This is a genomic window from Amycolatopsis sp. NPDC114503 (genome assembly GCF_055633655.1).
Genome location: NZ_JBVKDT010000006.1, coordinates 514,600 through 532,828, shown reverse-complemented (window position 1 = coordinate 532,828; position 18,229 = coordinate 514,600). Strand labels below are relative to the sequence as shown.

Below are 18,229 nucleotides of genomic sequence, written 5' to 3'. Positions count from 1 at the left end.
CCTGAGGCTAGCAGCTCTGCTTGTAGAAGTACTTCGAATTGGCGTCCAGGTCGTCCTTGGTGATCGAGTGCAGCTGCGCGGTCAGGTTCCGCTCGTTCGGCTTGCCTTCGAGCGCGGCCACCGCCTGGTCGACGCCCTTCGTGCCGATCTGCGCCGGGTCCTGTGCGATGAGCGCCTGGTACTCGCCCTTCTTCAGACCGTCCACTTCGGACGGGCTGGCGTCGAAGCCGACCAGGTTGACCTTGCCGATCTTGCCCGCGTTGCGCAGGCCGGTCGCCGCGCCCTCGCCGGTGTTGAGGTTGGTGGCGAAGATCCCGACGAGGTCCGGCGTCGAGACCAGCGCCGCGGTCACCTTCGACGCGGCCTGGTCCGGTTCGTTCTTGGTGAACTGGATGCCCGCGGACTTGAGGTTCGGGTGGTTTTTCAGCTCGTCCTCGAAGCCTTTGGCGCGGGCGGCAGTGGTGGACGTGCCCGCGATAGTGTCGAGGATCAGCACCGAACCCGGCTTGTCGCCGACCAGCTTCGCCATGGTCTGCGCGGCGAGCTTGCCGCCCTCGGCGTTGTCCGAGGAAACCGACGACACCGCGACGCTCTTGTCCTTGAGCGAAGTGTCGACCTCGACGATCTTCGCGCCGCGGTCCTTCACCAGCTGGATCGGAGCGAGCATCGCCTGGTCGTCGGTCGGCGCGACGAGCAGCGCGGCGGGCGGGTTGGAGCCCATCGCGTTCACGATCGAGGTCTGCATGGCCGCGTCGAACTTCTGCGGCGCCTGCGTGGTCAGCTCGTAGCCGAGCTTCTTCGCTTCCGCCTCCGCGCCGCACTGCATCGAGATGTAGAACGGCTCCGCCTGCACGCCCGGCACCAGCGCCAGCTTCTTGCTGTTCGCGGAGTTCTCGCCGGGTTTGTCCCCGGACCCGCTCTGCCCGATCTGCCCGGCGCCGCACGCGGCCACCAGCATCGCCGCGGACGCGAGAGTCCCCGCGGCGAGGAAGGTTTTGCTGAACTTCATCGTAAGCACCTCTTTGTACTCGGGGACCGATTCAGCGGGAGTTGCGCTTGCGGCGACGGCGCTGGTCGAACCACACCGCCGCGATCAGGACCGCGCCGATCGCGATGTATTGCCAGTAGTCCTGCACGTGGGTGATGTTCAAGCCCTTGTTCAGCACTGCCGGGATGAACACCCCGATCACCGTGCCGAGCATCGAGCCGACGCCGCCGAAGAGGCTGGTGCCGCCCATCACCGTCGCGGAGATGGCGTTCAGATTGTCGTTGGTGTGCGCCGAGATCGTGGTCGAGTTCTGGTACGCCAGCGACATGAAACCGGCGATCCCGGCCAGGAAACCGGTGAGCAGGTACACCTTCAGCAGGTGCGCGGTCACGCCGATGCCGGAGCGGCGCGCCGCCTCGGCGTTCGAGCCGACCGCGAACGTGTAGCGGCCGAACCGCGTGGTGTGCAGCAGCCACGCGCCGATCAGCGTGATCACCACGGCCACCAGCACCAGGTCCGGGATCCCGCCGAACAGTGTGCCGTAGCCGAGCGTCTGGTTCAGTTCGGTGGGCACGCTGCGCACGTCCGACCCGTTGTTGAGCAGGTACGACACGCCGAGCGCGGCGCCCATGGTGCCGAGCGTGACGATCAGCGGCGGGATGCCCGCCACCGCGATGAGAAATCCGTTGATCAGGCCCCAGAGCGTGCCCGCGAGCACCGCCGCGACGAGCCCGACGGTGATGACGCCCCAGCCGGCGTGCGTGGCGTTGCCGCCGCTGAGCGCTTCCATGGTCTTGCCCGCGACCATCCCGGCGAAGATCAGCACTGATCCGACGGACAGGTCGATGCCGGAGGTGATGATCACGAACGTCATGCCGACCGAAAGCACCAGCAGCACGGACGTTTCGTTCAGCAGCGTCTGCAAGGTGAACAGATTCGCGAACTGGCCGCGCGCGATGGCGGTGAACACCGCGATCAGCGCGATCAGCACCAGCGCGATCCAGAACGTGTTGGCTCCGACGAGCCGTTTGCCCAGCGGAGGCTTGACGAACTCGCCGTCCACAGCGGTCTGGATGTCCTTGACCGGTGCGCTCATGCCGCCTCCTCCTGGACCAGCGCCCCGGTCATCGCCGCGACCAGATCCTCGAGTTTCGTGTCCGGCCCGGAGAACCGGGCGACGCGCCTGCCCTGCAGCAGCACCTCGATCCGGTCCGACACCGACAGCACCTCAGGCATGTTGTGGCTGATCAGCACCACCGCGATGCCCTTGTCCCGGACCTTCTTGATCACGTCCAGCACCCGTCCGCGCTGCCGCACGCCCAGCGCCGCGGTCGGTTCGTCCATGAACACGACCTTCGACGCCCAGGCCACCGACCGCGCCACCGCGACGCTCTGCCGTTGCCCGCCGGACAACGAGCCGATCGACACTTCGGTGCTCTGCAGCGTGACGCCGAGCTTCTCGAACTCGACCACTGCCTGGCGGCGCATCTCCGCCTTGTCCAGCATGCCGAGCTTTCCCAGAATGCCCTTGCGCGGGATTTCCCGGCCGAGGAACAGGTTCGCCGCCGGATCGAGGTCCGGCGCGACGGCGAGATCCTGGTACACCGTCTCGATCCCGGCCCGGCGCGCGGCCACCGGCGAATCGAGGTGGACCTCTTTCCCGTCGAGCAAGATCCGGCCCGACGTCGGCTGTTCGGCCCCGGACAGGCACTTCACGAGCGTGGACTTGCCCGCGCCGTTGTCGCCGATCAATGCGGTCACCTCGCCCGCACGCGCCTGGAAAGACGCGCCGCGCAAGGCTTCCACCGATCCGTAGTGCTTGGTCAGGTCCACCGCGTCGAGCAGGACCTCGCTCATCGGCGCTAACTCCCTTCGGGGGCAGGCGGGCGGCAGCGGATGACAGTGAGCGACCCGGACAGCTCGGTCTGGCCCGCGGAGAACGGCACCGCGTAGGTGTCGCCCTTGGCCATCGGGAACTCGCCGCCGTGCTCGGTACGCAGGATGCCCTCGCCGTCGAGCGCGACGAGCACGCTGAACGACGGGTCGAGAGAAAAGGCGTTGCCGGACAACTGAATCCGGTCAGCGCGGAAGAACTCCGCGGAGCCCGGCGCGAGCAAGTCCACAGTGGTCGCTTCGTCGCCGGAGGTGTGCTTCACGATCGTCTTGAGCCGGTCGTCGTCCCAGCCCGAGGCGTCGAGCGTTTCGATCGCGGTGTCGAAGCCGATCCCGAGGTGACCCTTTTCCGGCGAGGCAAGGAAATCACGCCACTCCAGGGTCAGCGAGAAGTCCGTCGGCTGCTGCAATTCGACGACGAACACGCCCTCGCCGATCGCGTGCGGCAGCCCGGCCGGGATGTAGACCGTGTCGCCCGCTTGCACCGGGATGCTGTTGAGCGCGCCCAGCATGCTCGGCGCGTCCTGCTCGCGGGTCCATTCGGCGACGGTTTCCTTGCTCAGCGTTTCCCGGAAACCCGGGTACACGCGCGGGTCGTCGCCGTAGGTGCCGACCACGATCCACGCCTCGGTCTTGCCGAAGTGCGAGTCGAAGTGCTTGCGGGCGAAGGAATCCGTCGGGTGGAAGTGCACCGGAAGCCGCTGTCCGGCATCGAGCAGCTTGACCAGCAAGCCGGTCGAGTCGCCGAGTTTGGCGACGTGCGCCGCGCCCAGCCACGCGTCCGGGTCGCCGCCGACCGCGTCGCGCAGCCAGATCCCGCTGGGCAGCTTGGTGAGACCGTTGGTCTCCTGGCCGTACATGGTCGTGACGGAACCGACCCAGTCCTCCGGCCCGAATTTCGAGTCGGTGCCGGTGGCGCCGCGCAGCGCGGCGATGGCGTCGCCGCCCCGGTAGAACTGCGGCGGCTGGTTGGCCGGGAGCGCGACCGGCTCGAGGTGCTTGGTCACAGGGCGGCCTCACCGGAACCGCGGGCGACTAGGTGCACGGGCAGAACTACCTTTCTCGGGGCGGACTGGTCTCCCTGGATGCGGGCGAACAGCAGCTCGGCCGCTGCGTGCCCGAGGGCGCTGACGTCGTGGGCGATCACGGTGACCGGCGGGTCGAGCAGGTCCGCCAGTTCGAAATCGTCGAAGCTCACCAGCGCGGGCCGGTGCTCGGAATGCGCGAGCGCGCGCAGCAGGTGCACCGCGACCCGGTTGTTGCCCGCGATCACGGCGGTGGCCGGATTCGGCCCGCCGATCAGCTTGCGCACGGCATGGCCGACGGTTTCCGGGGTCGGCGTCTGCATCGCCACGAGGCTCTCGTCGTAGGAGATCCCGTTGCGCACACAGCCTTCGCGGAACCCGCGGAGCCGTTCGGCGGCGGTGAAGATGTCCGGGCTGTCGCCGAGGAACGCGATCCGGCGGTGGCCGTGCCGCACGAGGTGGCCGACCGCCTCGATGGTGCCGCCGAGGTTGTCCACGAGCACGGTGTCGGCCACGATGTCGCCTGCCGGGCGGTCGAGGAACACGACTGGCGTGCCCGCGCGCATCTCCGGCACGAGATACCCGTGCTGCAGCCCGGCGGGCACGATCAGCAGCCCGTCCACGCGCCGCGCGCAGAACTCCAGCGACAGTTCGCGTTCGCGGTCGGAATTCTCGCCGGACGACCCGGTCAGCACGTGCCTGCCGAACGACGTCGCGATCCGTTCCACCGCGCGGTTCAGCTCGGAGTAGAAGGGGTTGCCGACGTCCTCGACGACCAGGCCGATGGTGCCGGTGGTCGAGCCGCGGCGCAGGTTGCGGGCGCCGAGGTTCCGCCGGAACCCCAGCTGTTCGATCGCGGCCACCACGCGCTCGGCGGTGTCCGGATGCACCGCGGGCTCGTCGTTGACGACCCGCGACACCGTTTTGATGCTGACGCCGGCCAGCCGGGCCACATCGCTCATCGTGGCCCGCCTGCTGGCGGGGCGGGGGAGTCCGTCCGCGTCCCGGCCCGAGTGAGACAACGTTGTCATAATGCGGGGGATTGGACACCATCCGGCCGCTCGGTGTCAATGCTTGCCGGTCCGCGCTGCCCGCTTCGACGAATCCGCTGGTGCGGATGGTGGACATCGTTGTCTTGAATCGGACAGGCTCTCACCGCGGTCTTGACGATCCGGTGAGCCATTGCCGAAGGTAGCCCGCATCGACGGTGCGCGACAAGGTTGTCATCGATGCCTCGACGGCTGGTGACGCAGTTCGCGCCGGACAACTGGAGAGGCGATGGCGATGGCGCGAGCGCGCTGGAGAGCCGGACTGATCTTCCTGACATCCGCGGTCGTGGCGGCCGGGGCCTGCGTGGTCCCCGCCGCCCCCGCACTGGCCGATCCCGCGAAGACCACCGACCTGGCGAAATGGGTGAACCCGTTCGTCGGCACCCGGCCCGGCGGCGCGGACCACGGCACCGGCGGCGGCGCGGGCAACACCTTCCCCGGCGCGGTGGCGCCGTTCGGGATGGTGCAGTGGAGCCCGGACACGAAGAAATCCCAGCCGGGCGGCTATTTCTACGACGACAACACGATCACCGGGTTCAGCCTCACGCACCTTTCCGGCGCGGGCTGCACCACGTACCAGGACCTGCCGTTCATGCCGTACGTCGGCGAGATCAGCACGTCGCCAGCGACCGATCCGGGCCACTACACCTCGACGTTCTCGCATCAGAACGAGCACGCGACTGCCGGCGCTTACGACGTCGCCCTCGACAACGGCGCGAAGGTCGAACTGAGCGCGACGCAGCGCACCGGTTCCGGGCGCTTCACCTACCCGGCGGGCGCGGCGTCCACCTTGCTGGTCAACACTTCCGGCTCGGTCAACGGCACCGACGACGCGTCGATCAGCATCGGCAAGGACACCATCAGCGGCTGGGCGACCAGCGGCCGGTTCTGCGGCGCGAAGAACTCGTACCGGGTCTACTTCTCGGCGAAGTTCGACACCCCGTTCGAGTCGGTCGGGACGTGGAAGAACGGCGCGGTGACGCCGGGCAAGACCGCGGAAACCGGCGGTGCCAGGGCAAAGGTCGCGCAGCCCAACGGCATCGGCTCCTCGATGGCGCGCCCGGCGGCGGCGAAACCGCAGGACACGACCGTCAGCGGACCGGGCAGCGGCGGTTACGTGACGTTCCCGAACCTGAACGGCGCGCAGGTCAACGTCCAGGTCGGACTGTCCTTTGTGTCCGTCGACGGGGCGAAGGCGAACCTGAAGGCGGAGAACAACGGCAAGAAGTCGTTCGACGCGGTGGCCGCGTCCGCGCGGAAGGCGTGGAACGACGAGCTCGGCAAGATCCAGGTCAGCGGCGGCAGCGACGCCGACACCACGACGTTCTACACCTCGCTCTACCACTCGCTGATCCAGCCGAACGTCTTCTCCGATGTGGACGGTCGTTACCCCGGCTTCGACGGCCGGATCCACCAGGCCGAACGCGGGCACGCGACGTACACCAACATCTCCGGCTGGGACATCTACCGCTCCGAGGTCCCGCTGCTGGCCACGATCGCGCCGAAGCAGACTTCGGATCTCGTGCGTTCGATGATGGCCTTCGCCGAACAAGGCGGCTCGTGGGACCGCTGGACGGTGGCGAACGACTACACCGGCGTGATGAACGGGGACCCGTACCACATCATCGTTTCCAGCGCCTACGCGTTCGGCGCGCGTGACTTCGACGCGCAGAAAGCGTTGCTGCTCATGATCAAGGGTGCGACGCAGCCGACGCAGGGCTACACCGAACGGCCGGGGCTGCAGGACTACCAACGACTCGGCTACGTCCCCGGCGCGGCGGCGGACACGCTGGAGTACACGAGCGCGGACTTCGCCATCGCCCAGTTCGCGAAGCGGCTCGGCGACAGCGCTACGTACACCACGTTCATGAAGCGTGCGCAGAACTGGCAGAACCTCTACAACCCGGGCAGCGGACACCTGCAGCCGCGCAACTCGGACGGCTCGTTCTCCGGGAACTACGACCCGGCCAGCTCGCAGGGCTGGGTCGAGGGCAACGGCGCGCAGTACGACTGGATGGTCCCGTACGACCTCGCCGGTCTCGTGACCGCGTTCGGCGGCACCACCGCCACGCAGTCGCGTTTGGACACTTTCTTCACGAAGCTGAACGCCGGAACCCATGAGCCGTATGCGTTCCTGGGCAACGAGCCGAACTCGAACGCACCCTACGTGTACTCGTTCGCGGGTGCCCCGGCGAAGACGCAGAACATCGTGCGCCGGGCGATGGACGAGCTGTACAACCCGCGCCCGGAGGGCCTGATCGGCAACGACGACCTCGGGCAGATGTCGTCCTGGTACGTCTGGTCCGCGCTCGGCGTCTACCCGGAGATCCCGGGCCGCGCCGAAACCGTGCTGACCACGCCGCGCTTCGCGCACGCCGAGGTGACCACCGGAGCGGGCAAGAAGATCACCGTCAATGCGCCCGGCACCGGCGAGTACACCAGCAGTCTCAAGGTGAACGGCACTTCGGCCAGCAAAGCCTGGCTGTCGGAAGGGCTGCTTTCGCAGGGCGGAAAGCTGGACTTCACGCGGTCGGCGACTGCTACGTCGTGGGGCTCTGCGGCCACCGACGCGCCGCCGTCGTTCCGTGAGCAGGAGAAGCCGAGCCTGTCCTTTGTGGACCCAGCACGCGCGGTGGTGCCCGCTGGCACGACCTCGACCGCTTCGGTGGGCGTGCAGGATCTGTCCGGCACCGCGAAGACCTGGACCTACTCGGCGGGTAGCACGGACGGCATCACGCTCACGCCCGCGACCGGTTCCGTCCAGGTTCCGGCGGCGGGGAAGGGCAGCGCTCAGGTGACCGTGAGCGTTCCGGCGGGCACTTCCGACGGTCCGCGCCGGATCCCGGTCACCTTCTCCTCGCCGGGTCTCGCCGACGCACAGGCGGTGCTGACCGTCCTGGTGGCGAAGCCGAACAGCTGGCTGGCCACAGTGGACAACACCGGTCTCTCGCCGGACGCGAACTCGGCGGCCGGGAACTTCGACGGCGGCGGCTGGAGCTATTCGGCGGACGCGCTGGCCAAGGCCGGTGCCAAACCGGGCAGCACAGTGTCGAGCGACGGGCTGAACTTCACCTGGCCGTCGTACCCGGTCGGCGACCCGGACAACGTCGTCGCCGCGGGCCAGACGATCAACCTGTCCGGTTCGGGACGGCTCGCGCTGCTCGGCTCCGCCAGCAACGGCAACGCACAGGGCACGCTCACCGTCACCTACACCGACGGCAGCAAATCCACCGCCACCGTCGGATTCTCCGACTGGACCCTCGGCGGCGGCGGAGCGCAGCCGGCGTTCGGCAACCGGATCGTCCTGTCCACCCCGTACCGCAACTCCGCGGGCGGCGACCCGCAGCAGATCCGCACGATGGTGTTCGCCACCGCGCCGATCACGCTGGACGCGGGCAAAACCGTCGCGAGCGTGACGCTGCCGAACGGCGTCAGCGGCGGCTCGCTGCACGTGTTCGCCATCGCCGCGGGCTGATCCAGACGCGTTCCGTGAAGGGCCCCTTGAGGGAATCCAATTCCCTCAAGGGGCCCTTCACGGACCTTTCCCAAGGAGTCGCATGAGGAGCAGAGTTTTGGCGGGCGCGATGGCGCTCGCTGTTACGGCGGCGGCGCTGACGCCGGTCGCGGCACAAGCGCGTCCGGCTGATCCGCTGGACGCGGTGAACACGTTCATCGGCACCCAGGACGAGGGCAACACCTTCCCCGGTGCGTCCGCGCCGTTCGGCATGGTCCAGTCCAGCCCGATCACGACGCACTACGCGGGCTATCTCTACACCGACACCGCGATCCGCGGCTTCGGCCATTTCTTCCTGTCCGGCGCGGGATGCTGGGAACAGGGCGGCCTGGTGTCCATGCTGCCCACCACCGGCGACATCGGACCGGGCGCGGCGTTCGACACCAGCAAGCCCGCGACCTTCGACCAAGCCAAGTACGCCGCGCCGTACACGCACGAAGGCGAGGTCGGCAAACCCGGCTACTACAAGGTGCACCTCACCGGCTACGGCGGCATCGACGTCGAAACCACCGCCAGCACTCGCAGCGGCGTCGAACGGTACTCCTTCGATAAATCCGGTCCAGCAAACGTTTTCGTGAACGTCGGGCAGGCGAACGCGAAGGAACCGGTCAGCGGCAGCAGCGTCCGGATCGTCGACGACCACACCATCGCGGGCACTGTCGAATCGCAGGCTTTCTGCGGCGGCAAGCCCTACACCACTTACTTCACCACGAAATTCGACCAGCCGTTTTCTTCCTACGGCACCTGGTCGCCAGATGGAGGCACGCCCGGCAGCCGCTCGGCACAAGGCGGTGCGGGCCTGCGCGGAGCATGGCTGACCTTCCCGAAGGGCGGTCAAGTCACTGCCACCACGTCGATTTCCCAAGTGGACGCTCGCGGCGCGGACATCAACCTCGCCGACTCGCGCGTCCGCCCGTTCGATGCGGTGAAGAACGACGTCCAGCGCGCCTGGCGTCGTGAACTGTCCAGTGTGGACATCACTGGCGGCACCCCGGACGACCGGACAGTCTTCTACACCTCCCTCTACCACGCCTTCCTGCAACCGCTGACCGCGAACGACGCCGACGGCCGGTACTACGGCTTCGACAAGAAGATCCACCGCGCCATCGGCTGGACGTACTACGACTTCTTCTCCCTCTGGGACACCTACCGTTCGCAGAACCAGTTGCTGGCGCTGCTGAAACCGGACCGGGCCAGGGATGTCGCGAAGAGCATTCTCGCCATCCACGACCAAGGAGGCTGGCTCCCGCGCTGGGCCTACGCGAGCCAGGAAACGAACACCATGACTGGAGATCCGGTCACGCCGTTCCTGGTCGACCTGTGGCGCTTCGGCGCGTTGAGCGGCGACGAAATGCACGCGTACCAAGCGTTGCTGCAGAACTCCCGCGAGATCCCGCCCGCGTCGTCGCCGTTCCAAGGTCGCTCCGGAAACGCGAGCTACCAGGCCGACGGATTCGTCCAATACGATCCGAACTTCCCGAAAAAGGGCCAGGACACCGATCCGGCACACGGTGCGTCAGCGACCCTCGAGTACGCCCTCGGCGACTGTTCCCTCTCCGTCATGGCCTCCGCGCTCGGCCGGAAACAGGACGCGAAACAGCTGGCGGCCAAGGGCCGGACGTACGCGACGCTGTGGGATTCGTCCGTGACCGACCGCGGCTTCACCGGCTACTTCCGCCCGAAGGTCACCGGCGGCAGCTGGTACACCCCGGCCGACGGCCCGTACAGCCCGCAAGGCCAGGACGGCTTCCACGAGGGCACGGCGTGGCAGTACCAGTGGCTGGTGCAGCAGGACGTGCCCGGCCTGGTCGCGAAGATGGGCGGCGCGGCCAACGCGGGCAAGCGGCTCGACGACTTCTTCGCCTACGACGACCTCGTGAAGGACCCGGCGAAGACCGCGCACGAGAAGTGGGTCGTCGGCCCGTACGACTACTACAAGCAGTTCCGCTACAACCCCAACAACGAGCCCGATCTGCACTCGCCGTGGATGTACACGCTCACCGGACAGCCGTGGAAGACCTCCGCGGTGGTGCGGGCCGCGCACACGCTGTTCACGAACGCCCCCAACGGCGTCACCGGAAACGACGACCTCGGCACCATGTCCGCCTGGTACGTCTTCAGCGCGCTCGGCCTCTACCCGGCCGTCCCGGGCACCGGCAACTTCGTGCTCAACGCGCCGCGGTTCGCCAAGTCCGTGCTGCATCTGCCGAACGGCCGCGACTTCACTGTCAACGCGCGCGGCGCGAACGGGGCGCAACTGCAGTACGTCTCCGGGCTGCGCGTCAACGGCACGGCGTCGGACAAAACGTTCGTCAGCCTCGAACAACTGCGCCGCGGGTCCACTCTGGACTTCTCGCTGACCGGCGACGCGCCCAAGGCCACGTGGGGAACGTCACGCGCCTCCGCGCCGCCTTCTCCTTGTGCCGGTTAGTAATCGCGGTAGGACAGTCGGTGAAGGCCGCCTCCCGGATCTTGGGATCGGGAGGCGGTCTTCACCGTTAACCGGGCATTTCCCGCACGTTTCCGCCTCTCGTCCGGAATTGGTGCAGACCAATGCCGGGATCGCTCGTGACCAGAGTCACGGGCCCCGGTGTTCCGGTGAGGCCGATCACGCCTCACACTGGTCTCATACCCGTTCGACAGCGCTGTTGACGCCAGGCGGTTTCCGTCCGCCTTGGACAGTCGCGTCGGACGTGTTTTTTGTGTGTGCAGTCAGCACGCACCAGGTGACGCACAGGAGGATGTCGTGTCCAGCAAGGCCGCTCTCGTGTTCCGCGTGGCCGCAGTCGCCGAGGCCCTGTCCTGGCTCGGCTTGCTGATCGGGATGTTTCTCAAGTACGTCGTCGGCGCCTCTAACGAGGGCGGCGTGCCCGTCCTCGGCATGGTGCACGGCGTCGTCTTCGCCCTGTACGTGATCACCTCCCTGTCCGTGGCGAAGCCGCTGGGCTGGCGGGGCAAGACCCTGGTGCTGGCGCTGCTCGCGAGCATCCCGCCGCTGTTCACCTGGCTGTTCGAGAAGTGGGCGCTGCGCAACGGCAAGCTCGACGGCCCGCAGCGGCTCACCCACGGCGGCGTCGGGCTCTTCGTCCGCGCGCAGGAGCCGGTCGGCGTCTGATCTTCCGCTTTTCCGAAGGGCCCGTGCGAACAGCGCGGGCCCTTCGTGCGTTACGAGGTGAAATCGCCCGCGGACTTGCGGACCTTGGTGAGCAGTTCGGTCAGCTGCTCCACCTGCCGCTCGGTGAGCCCGGTGAGCCCGAAGTCGATGCCGGTCACCGCGGCGGTGGCGGTTTCCCGCAGCGCGCGGCCGTCGTCGGTGATCTCGACGAGCGTCGTGCGCCGGTCGGTCGGATGCGGCACGCGCTTCACGAGCCCGTCGCGCTCGAGCCGGTCCACTATGTTGGTGACGCTGGTGGGATGCAGCTGCAGCCGTTCGCCCATCACCCGCATCGGCAGCCGCGCGTTGCGGGAGAAGGTGAGCAGCACGAGCGCCTCGTAGCGGGCGAAGGTGAGGCCGTGCGGCTTGAGAGCGCCGTCGACCGCCGACTGGATGATCTGCTGCACCCGCATCACACCGGTGACCGCGGCCATGGTTCCGGCCGGGCCGATCCGGTCTTCCCACAGCTGCGCGGCACGGGCGATCGGATCGAACGGCAGCGGACGGTTCATGGCAACCGAAGCTACCAGCGGGTACCCCGGTCGTGGGGGTCGCCCTGCGAGAACAGGGAAGGAAATCGACATGATCGTCGCGTTCAGCGTGAGCCCCTCGGCGGGGGAGCCGGACGGCGGAGTCAGCGAGGCCGTCTCGCGCGCGGTGAAGGTGGTGCGCGAATCGGGGCTGCCGAACTCGACCAGCTCGATGTTCACCGAGATCGAGGGTGAATGGGACGAGGTCATGGCGGTGGTGAAGAAGGCGGTGGAAGCCGCGGGCGAGGGCTCGGCGCGCGTCGGGCTGGTGCTGAAGGCCGACATCCGCCCCGGCTACGACTCCGGCCAGCTGGCCGCGAAGGTCGAGCGCGTCGAGGCGCACCTGCGAGAGGACTGAGCCGCGGAACCCGGGCTACGGAATCGGCGGTGTGAACGCGACCGTCCAGCGTCCCTTGGCGCTGGTGACCGCGAGCCGGTAGCTGAACTGCTCGCCGGCCCCGGTCTTCCCGCGCACGACGGCCGCGGTGGGGGAGTGCTCGTCCGGCGACAGCTGCACGGAGATGTCGCGCGCGTTGCCGTCCTTGAGGACGCTGACGTAGTCCTTGGCGAGATCGCCGCCGCCGGAGCCGGGGACGTCGAAGAGCCCGGCGAGCGCGTCCGCGTCCCGCCCGCTCAGCGCGGAGGTCAGTTCGGTGCGCAGTTCTGGCGGGGAGGCCGCCCCGGGCGGGTCCTGATGCCCGACGGTCACCGTGATGCTGACGATCCACGCCACCGCGACCACGACCGCGACGGCCACCGTGGCGTTGCGCCGGCTCAGCATCCTCGGGCCTCCTCGTTGTCCTCGCGGAGAGCATGCCTCAGTGGCGTGCTCATGCCAAAAGCGAACCTCGGGGCTGCTGCTGAACTCTCGCGGCGAGGCGTGCCAGGATGGAGGGCGTGACACACCCACGCGGATCTGCAGCGAACTCAGCGGCCATGTCCGCCGCGTTGTCCGGCGCGGTCGACCTGTCCGCGCTCAAGGCAAGGGCGGAAGCGAGCCGGAACCAGCCGCCTTCGGGCGCCGGGCAGCCGGACGGCGCCCCCGCCCCGTCGTCGGACGCGGTGCTCGAAGTCACCGAGGCGACCTTCCAATCCGTCGTCGAACTCTCGCTCAACCAGCTCGTGGTCGTCGACCTGTGGGCCGGGTTCTCCGAGCAGTGCCAGCAGCTGACCGCGGTGCTGGAGCGGCTGGCAGGCGAGAGCGGCGGAACCTGGGTGCTCGCGAAGGTCGACGTCGAGGCGAACCCGCGCATCGCGCAGGCGTTCGGCGCGCAATCGGTCCCGACCGTGGTCGCGATCGCCGGCGGCCAGCCCGTGGACGCGTTCTCCGGCGCGCTGCCGGAGCCGGAGATCCGCAAGTGGCTCGGCTCCCTGCTCGACGCCCTGCGCGACCGTCTCCCGGGCATCCGTGCCGCCGAGGAGGCCCGCGGCCCGGTCGAGGAGCCGGAAGACCCGCGCTTCACCGAGGCCGAGGAAGCCTTCGAGCAGGGCGACTACGCCGCCGCACAGGCCGCGTACGAGCGCATCCTGGACGCCGAACCGGCCAACGAGCTGGCGAAGAACGCCCTGGCGCAGGTCAAGTTCACCGCCCGCGCCGAAGCCGCCGACCCGAGCGCCCGCGAGAAGGCCGAAGCCGACCCGAAGGACCTCGACGCCCAGCTGGCGGCCGCCGACCTGGACATCGCGGAACAGGACGTCGAGGGTGCGTTCCGCCGCCTGGTCGACGTCGTCCGCCGCACCGCGGGCGACGACCGCAACCGCGTCCGCGAACACCTGGTCGCCCTGTTCGAACTCTTCGACCCGGCCGACGAGCGCGTCGCGAAGGCCCGCCGCGACCTGGCGAGCGCCCTTTTCTGAGCTGACGGACGAGAAGGGCCGCACCGGAGCGTTCCGGCGCGGCCCTTTTTCGTTCCCGGCTCAGGCGTATTGCTTGGAGCAGGAAGACGACCCCTCGAGATACCCGCGCCGCAGCGCCTCGACCCGGTCGAACCCGCTGTCCGGCCGCTCCCCGTTCACGTTCGCCGACACCAGCCCGTCCGGCCGGAGCAGATCCGCGATCGCCTCGTCCAGATCCCCGGACGACAGCTTCAGCCGCACCCCGCCGGTCGGATGGTTCGAGAACGCCGCCCAAGCCCCCACCAGGCACGCAGTCCGCAACCCGGCGTTAGGCGTGTCGATCGACGCCCCGACGCCCTTCTGAATCCCCACCGCATACCGAGACGCCAGCTCCGAGAAGGCCGCGAAGTCGCCGAGCCCGCCGCCGGCCTTGCCCGCCATCTCGGCTTCCTGATCCACCGGCTCGGCCAGCTTCTCCAGCGCCCGCTGATCGAAGTTCACCGTATTGTCGTTCGGGCAATAAGACGCGGGCGGCGTGCTGGGCCCGCCGGGGCAGCTGCCCGGCCCGGCCCGGAACTGCGGCCCCTGCACTCCCGCGCCCTTGAACGCCTCGTCAAGGCTGGCCTTGAGGTCCGACAGGGTGTTCTCGCCGAGTTTCGCGTCGCCCTTCCCCTTGTCGCCCGAGTCGAACGGCCGTTCAGTCAACCGCTTCTGCACGTTCTGCGCGTTCATCCCCGCGCATTCCTTCGGCCCCTTCTCGAACCCGGCCTGGAACGCATACGTCCGGTCGAACGCCGTGCCGTGCGCCTGCCGGTCGGTCGCGCTGGTCCCGGCCTGGTCGCGGATGAAGAACATCGCCGCCAGGATCTGGTCCAGCCCCTCGGCCGTCGACACCCGGTAGAACTTGCTCTTGTCCTCGGCCACCCACCGGAAATACCCGCCGGCGAAACAGTCCGCCTGCTGTTCCTTCACGACCGTCGGCGTCGACTTCGAAATCCCCGCCACGGAGCCGAGCCGGTACTGGATCGCATGGCCGAACTCGTGCGCCAGCACGGTCACCACCGACATCGGCCCGAACCGCTTGCGCAGCATCGGCAGCAGCACACCGCGGTCCCACGCCACCGAATCGTCGCCCGCGCAGTAGAAGGCGTTCACGAGCTGCTTGACGCTGCCGCACGCGGTGTTCTGGGTGTCGCGCTTCGAGTCGTACGACAGCAGCGACTTGACCGGCTCGAACCGCTTGCCGCCGAACTCCGCGGGCAGCGCCTCGCTCCAGTACGCCTGCACGTCGGCGATCGCGGCGGTGGCGAGCTGGTCGTCCTCGCCGCCGCTGGCGTTGCGCACCCGCAGGTCCGGCCGCGGCGCGTCCGACCGCAGCCCGCTTTCGAAATGCGTGACCGGCAGCCCGGCGACGTTCCCGGCGCCCGGCGTCGCCGCGGGAGCCTTGTCCCCGCACGCGGCTGTCCCCAGCACGGTCGCCACGACCAGCGCGACCAGCGCGTACCGGCGTCCCCCTCGGCTCATGTTCCCTCGTTCCACTTCCGCGTCCGACAACGAACCGGGACATTACTGACCCGGATGGCGCAACGTGCGGACAATCCCCGAAGTGGGGCGCGAGCGCGCGCGGAGCGGGCCGGATATCGTCGCTGACCATGCGTGCAGTCCGCCGGTTCACCGTCCGCGCCAGCCTGCCCGAGCCGCTCGCCGGGCTCGGGGCCCTCGCGACCAACCTTCGCTGGACCTGGCATCCGCCGACGCGCGACCTGTTCGCCTCGATGGACGCCGGGCTGTTCGACAAGATCCGCGACCCGCTGCGCATGCTCACCGCGCTGCCGCCGGAGCGGCTCGAGGAGCTGGCGAAGGACGAGGACTTCCTGAACCGCACCCGCGAGGCCGCGGCCGGGCTGGAGCGCTACCTGAGCGAACCGCGCTGGTACCAGCGGCGCACCGACGACGGCCTGCCGGAAGCGGTCGCGTACTTCTCGATGGAGTTCGGGGTCACCGAAGCGCTGCCGAACTACTCCGGCGGCCTCGGCGTGCTCGCCGGCGACCACCTCAAGGCGGCCTCGGACCTCGGCGTGCCGATGGTCGGCGTCGGCCTGCTGTACCGGTCCGGCTACTTCCGCCAGGGCCTGTCGCTCGACGGCTGGCAGGTCGAGCACTACCCGGTGATCGACCCGAACGCGTTCCCGCTGGAGCTGGTCGCCGAGGACGGCCGCCCGGTGCTGGTCGAGGTCGCCATGCCGGGCGGGCGCGACCTGCGCGCGCAGATGTGGCGGGCGCGCGTCGGCCGGATCCCGCTGCTGCTGCTCGACACCGACATCGAGGCCAACGACGAGGACCTCCGCTCGGTCACCGACCGGCTCTACGGCGGCGACGCCGACCACCGGATCCGCCAGGAGATCCTGGCCGGGATCGGCGGATTCCGCGCGGTGCGGAAGTTCTGCGAGCTGACCGGGCATCCGCAGCCGAAGGTGTTCCACACCAACGAGGGCCACGCCGGATTCCTCGGCCTGGAGCGCGCCCGCGAGATCATCCAGTCCGACCGGCTCGCCTTCGACGAGGCACTGCCCGCGGTCCGCGCCGGCACCGTGTTCACGACGCACACGCCGGTCAGCGCGGGCATCGACCGCTTCCCGGTCGATCTCGTGCAGCGCTACTTCTCCGACGGCAGGCTCGTCCCGGACGTCGACGTCCGCCGCGTGCTGCAACTCGGCGCGGAGGACAACCCGGGCCTGTTCAACATGGCGCACATGGGACTGCGGCTGGCACAACGTGCGAACGGCGTCTCCGAGCTGCACGGCCGCGTCACGCGCCGGATGTTTTCCCGGCTGTGGCCCGGTTTCGACGACGCCGAGGTGCCGATCGCGTCCATCACCAACGGCGTGCACGGGCCGACCTGGGTGGCGCGCGAGCTGAGCGCGCTGCTCGGCGGCAACCACGAGGAGTTCGGCCACGAAGGCCGCACGCCGGACAGTTCGCTGCGCGACGGCGTCAGCGACCAGCAGCTGTGGGAACTGCGCCGGGAACTGCGGGGAAAGCTCGTCGGCGAGGTCCGGCGGCGGGTGCGGGCGGCGTGGATGCAGCGCGGCGCGTCAGCACTGGAACTCGGCTGGACCGACCGCGTTTTCGACCCGGACGTGCTGACCGTCGGCTTCGCCCGCCGCGTCCCGACGTACAAACGGCTCACGCTGATGCTGCGCGATCCGGACCGGCTGCGCGCGCTGCTGCTGGACGAGAAGCGGCCGATCCAGATCGTGATCGGCGGCAAATCGCATCCCGCCGACGAGAACGGCAAGCAGCTGATCCAGCAGATCGTGCGCTTCGTCGACGATCCCGCGGTCCGGCACCGCATCGTCTTCCTGCCGGACTACGACATGTCGATGGCCCGCTACCTCTACCGCGGCTGCGACGTGTGGCTGAACAACCCCGTGCGGACGCTGGAGGCGTGCGGCACGTCCGGGATGAAGTCGGCGCTCAACGGCGGCCTGAACCTGTCCATCAAGGACGGTTGGTGGGACGAGTGCTACGACGGCTCCAACGGCTGGGCCATCCCCACCGCGGACGGCGTCACCGACCCGCTCCGCCGCGACGACCTCGAAGCCGCCGCGCTGTATGACCTGCTGGGCCAGCAGATCGCGCCGCTCTACTACGACACCGGCGCGGACGGCGTGCCGACCGGCTGGCTCGCGATGGTCTGGCACACCCTGGAAACGCTGGGCCCGCGCGTGCAGGCGTCGCGGATGGTGCGCGAGTACGTCGATTCCGGCTACCTGCCCGCGTCGCGGATGGTCGCCGCCGCCACCGACAACAGCCACCAGGGCGCGCTTTCGCTGGCGGACTACCGGACCAAACTGGAAGTCGCCTGGCCGCGCGTGCGGATCTTCGACGCCGAACTCCAGTACGACCACACCGGACGCCTCGTGGTCGGCGCCGAGGTCACCATCCGCGCCAGGATCGACCTCGCCGGGCTCGAACCGTCCGAAGTGGACATCCAAGCCGTGGTGGGCCAGGTCGGCGACGGGGACGAACTCGCGGACTCGGTGCAGGTCCCGATGACGCCGGACGGAATCGGCGCGTTCGCCGCGACCCTGCGCCTGCCGCGCGCGGGCTCGGTCGGCTACACGGTGCGGGTGCTGCCGAAACACCCGCTGCTGGCGAGCCCGGCGGAGCTGGCGCGCGTCGTACTGGCCTGACGCTCCCAGTCCCGCGACGGTCCGTGAAGGCCACCTTGAGGGAA

14 protein-coding genes are annotated in these 18,229 nt (G+C 69.0%); 6 read left to right on the top strand and 8 right to left on the bottom strand.

All coding sequences use genetic code 11. The features are described from left to right. Nucleotides 1–7: 7 nt before the first annotated feature. The 5 genes from ACZ7OI_RS27875 to ACZ7OI_RS27855 are packed head-to-tail and all read right to left on the bottom strand — an operon-like array spanning nt 8 to nt 4,868. Nucleotides 8–1,009: an ABC transporter substrate-binding protein gene (locus tag ACZ7OI_RS27875; RefSeq protein ID WP_470267101.1), complete on the bottom strand. Its 1,002-nt coding sequence runs from the start codon at nt 1,007–1,009 to the stop codon at nt 8–10. A gap of 31 nt (nt 1,010–1,040) precedes the next feature. Next, complete coding sequence (locus tag ACZ7OI_RS27870; RefSeq protein WP_470267100.1) at nt 1,041–2,084, bottom strand: ABC transporter permease; 1,044 nt, start codon at nt 2,082–2,084, stop codon at nt 1,041–1,043. Next, nucleotides 2,081–2,845: an ATP-binding cassette domain-containing protein gene (locus ACZ7OI_RS27865; protein WP_470267099.1), complete on the bottom strand. Its 765-nt coding sequence runs from the start codon at nt 2,843–2,845 to the stop codon at nt 2,081–2,083. Before ACZ7OI_RS27865 ends, ACZ7OI_RS27870 begins: the two co-directional genes overlap by 4 nt. Before the next feature lie 5 nt (nt 2,846–2,850). Further along, nucleotides 2,851–3,888: a class I mannose-6-phosphate isomerase gene (locus ACZ7OI_RS27860; protein WP_470267098.1), complete on the bottom strand. Its 1,038-nt coding sequence runs from the start codon at nt 3,886–3,888 to the stop codon at nt 2,851–2,853. Continuing rightward, complete coding sequence (locus ACZ7OI_RS27855; RefSeq protein WP_470230535.1) at nt 3,885–4,868, bottom strand: LacI family DNA-binding transcriptional regulator; 984 nt, start codon at nt 4,866–4,868, stop codon at nt 3,885–3,887. The genes ACZ7OI_RS27860 and ACZ7OI_RS27855 overlap by 4 nt, the downstream gene beginning before the upstream one ends. Before the next feature lie 316 nt (nt 4,869–5,184). On the opposite strand from ACZ7OI_RS27855, the gene ACZ7OI_RS27850 reads away from it, so the two are divergent. The 3 genes from ACZ7OI_RS27850 to ACZ7OI_RS27840 all read left to right on the top strand — a co-directional run bounded on the left by ACZ7OI_RS27850 (nt 5,185) and on the right by ACZ7OI_RS27840 (nt 11,584). Next, nucleotides 5,185–8,430, top strand: a complete 3,246-nt coding sequence (locus ACZ7OI_RS27850) for a GH92 family glycosyl hydrolase (RefSeq protein ID WP_470267097.1) — start codon at nt 5,185–5,187, stop codon at nt 8,428–8,430. Between the two features lie 82 nt (nt 8,431–8,512). Beyond that, the gene (locus tag ACZ7OI_RS27845) at nt 8,513–10,900 is read left to right on the top strand and encodes a GH92 family glycosyl hydrolase (protein WP_470267096.1); all 2,388 of its coding nucleotides are present in this window, start codon (nt 8,513–8,515) and stop codon (nt 10,898–10,900) included. A 315-nt stretch (nt 10,901–11,215) separates the two neighbouring features. After that, entirely contained in the window at nt 11,216–11,584 is a 369-nt protein-coding gene (locus ACZ7OI_RS27840; RefSeq protein WP_470230538.1) for a DUF3817 domain-containing protein, read from the top strand. Between the two features lie 50 nt (nt 11,585–11,634). On the opposite strand, the gene ACZ7OI_RS27835 is transcribed toward ACZ7OI_RS27840, so the two are convergent. Beyond that, complete coding sequence (locus ACZ7OI_RS27835) at nt 11,635–12,135, bottom strand: MarR family winged helix-turn-helix transcriptional regulator (protein WP_370939727.1); 501 nt, start codon at nt 12,133–12,135, stop codon at nt 11,635–11,637. 70 nt (nt 12,136–12,205) lie between these two features. On the opposite strand from ACZ7OI_RS27835, the gene ACZ7OI_RS27830 reads away from it, so the two are divergent. Continuing rightward, nucleotides 12,206–12,511: a thiamine-binding protein gene (locus ACZ7OI_RS27830; protein ID WP_470267095.1), complete on the top strand. Its 306-nt coding sequence runs from the start codon at nt 12,206–12,208 to the stop codon at nt 12,509–12,511. 15 nt (nt 12,512–12,526) lie between these two features. Here ACZ7OI_RS27830 and ACZ7OI_RS27825 read toward each other — a convergent pair whose 3' ends face one another. Beyond that, nucleotides 12,527–12,934 carry a hypothetical protein gene (locus ACZ7OI_RS27825; RefSeq protein WP_470267094.1) on the bottom strand — a complete coding sequence of 136 codons (408 nt, stop codon included), beginning with the start codon at nt 12,932–12,934 and terminating at the stop codon, nt 12,527–12,529. Nucleotides 12,935–13,089: 155 nt separating this feature from the next. Between ACZ7OI_RS27825 and ACZ7OI_RS27820 the strand changes: the two genes are divergently transcribed. Next, the gene (locus ACZ7OI_RS27820; protein WP_470267093.1) at nt 13,090–14,010 is read left to right on the top strand and encodes a tetratricopeptide repeat protein; all 921 of its coding nucleotides are present in this window, start codon (nt 13,090–13,092) and stop codon (nt 14,008–14,010) included. Nucleotides 14,011–14,070: 60 nt separating this feature from the next. On the opposite strand, the gene ACZ7OI_RS27815 is transcribed toward ACZ7OI_RS27820, so the two are convergent. Next, nucleotides 14,071–15,513 (bottom strand): neutral zinc metallopeptidase, encoded by a 1,443-nt coding sequence (locus ACZ7OI_RS27815; RefSeq protein ID WP_470267092.1) that lies wholly within the window; start codon nt 15,511–15,513, stop codon nt 14,071–14,073. A gap of 128 nt (nt 15,514–15,641) precedes the next feature. On the opposite strand from ACZ7OI_RS27815, the gene glgP reads away from it, so the two are divergent. Then, nucleotides 15,642–18,185, top strand: coding sequence for an alpha-glucan family phosphorylase (gene glgP / locus ACZ7OI_RS27810; protein ID WP_470267091.1), 2,544 nt, complete (start codon nt 15,642–15,644; stop codon nt 18,183–18,185). Nucleotides 18,186–18,229: the final 44 nt, after the last annotated feature.

Excerpts from the sequence above, each read along its gene's own strand:
- ACZ7OI_RS27875 (WP_470267101.1), bottom strand. The coding sequence starts at position 1,009 with ATGAAGTTCAGCAAAACCTTCCTCGCCGCGGGGACTCTCGCGTCCGCG.
- ACZ7OI_RS27870 (WP_470267100.1), bottom strand. The coding sequence starts at position 2,084 with ATGAGCGCACCGGTCAAGGACATCCAGACCGCTGTGGACGGCGAGTTC.
- ACZ7OI_RS27865 (WP_470267099.1), bottom strand. The coding sequence starts at position 2,845 with ATGAGCGAGGTCCTGCTCGACGCGGTGGACCTGACCAAGCACTACGGA.
- ACZ7OI_RS27855 (WP_470230535.1), bottom strand. The coding sequence starts at position 4,868 with ATGAGCGATGTGGCCCGGCTGGCCGGCGTCAGCATCAAAACGGTGTCG.
- ACZ7OI_RS27850 (WP_470267097.1), top strand. The coding sequence starts at position 5,185 with ATGGCGATGGCGCGAGCGCGCTGGAGAGCCGGACTGATCTTCCTGACA.
- ACZ7OI_RS27845 (WP_470267096.1), top strand. The coding sequence starts at position 8,513 with ATGAGGAGCAGAGTTTTGGCGGGCGCGATGGCGCTCGCTGTTACGGCG.
- ACZ7OI_RS27835 (WP_370939727.1), bottom strand. The coding sequence starts at position 12,135 with ATGAACCGTCCGCTGCCGTTCGATCCGATCGCCCGTGCCGCGCAGCTG.
- ACZ7OI_RS27830 (WP_470267095.1), top strand. The coding sequence starts at position 12,206 with ATGATCGTCGCGTTCAGCGTGAGCCCCTCGGCGGGGGAGCCGGACGGC.
- ACZ7OI_RS27825 (WP_470267094.1), bottom strand. The coding sequence starts at position 12,934 with ATGCTGAGCCGGCGCAACGCCACGGTGGCCGTCGCGGTCGTGGTCGCG.
- ACZ7OI_RS27820 (WP_470267093.1), top strand. The coding sequence starts at position 13,090 with ATGTCCGCCGCGTTGTCCGGCGCGGTCGACCTGTCCGCGCTCAAGGCA.
- ACZ7OI_RS27815 (WP_470267092.1), bottom strand. The coding sequence starts at position 15,513 with ATGAGCCGAGGGGGACGCCGGTACGCGCTGGTCGCGCTGGTCGTGGCG.
- glgP (WP_470267091.1), top strand. The coding sequence starts at position 15,642 with ATGCGTGCAGTCCGCCGGTTCACCGTCCGCGCCAGCCTGCCCGAGCCG.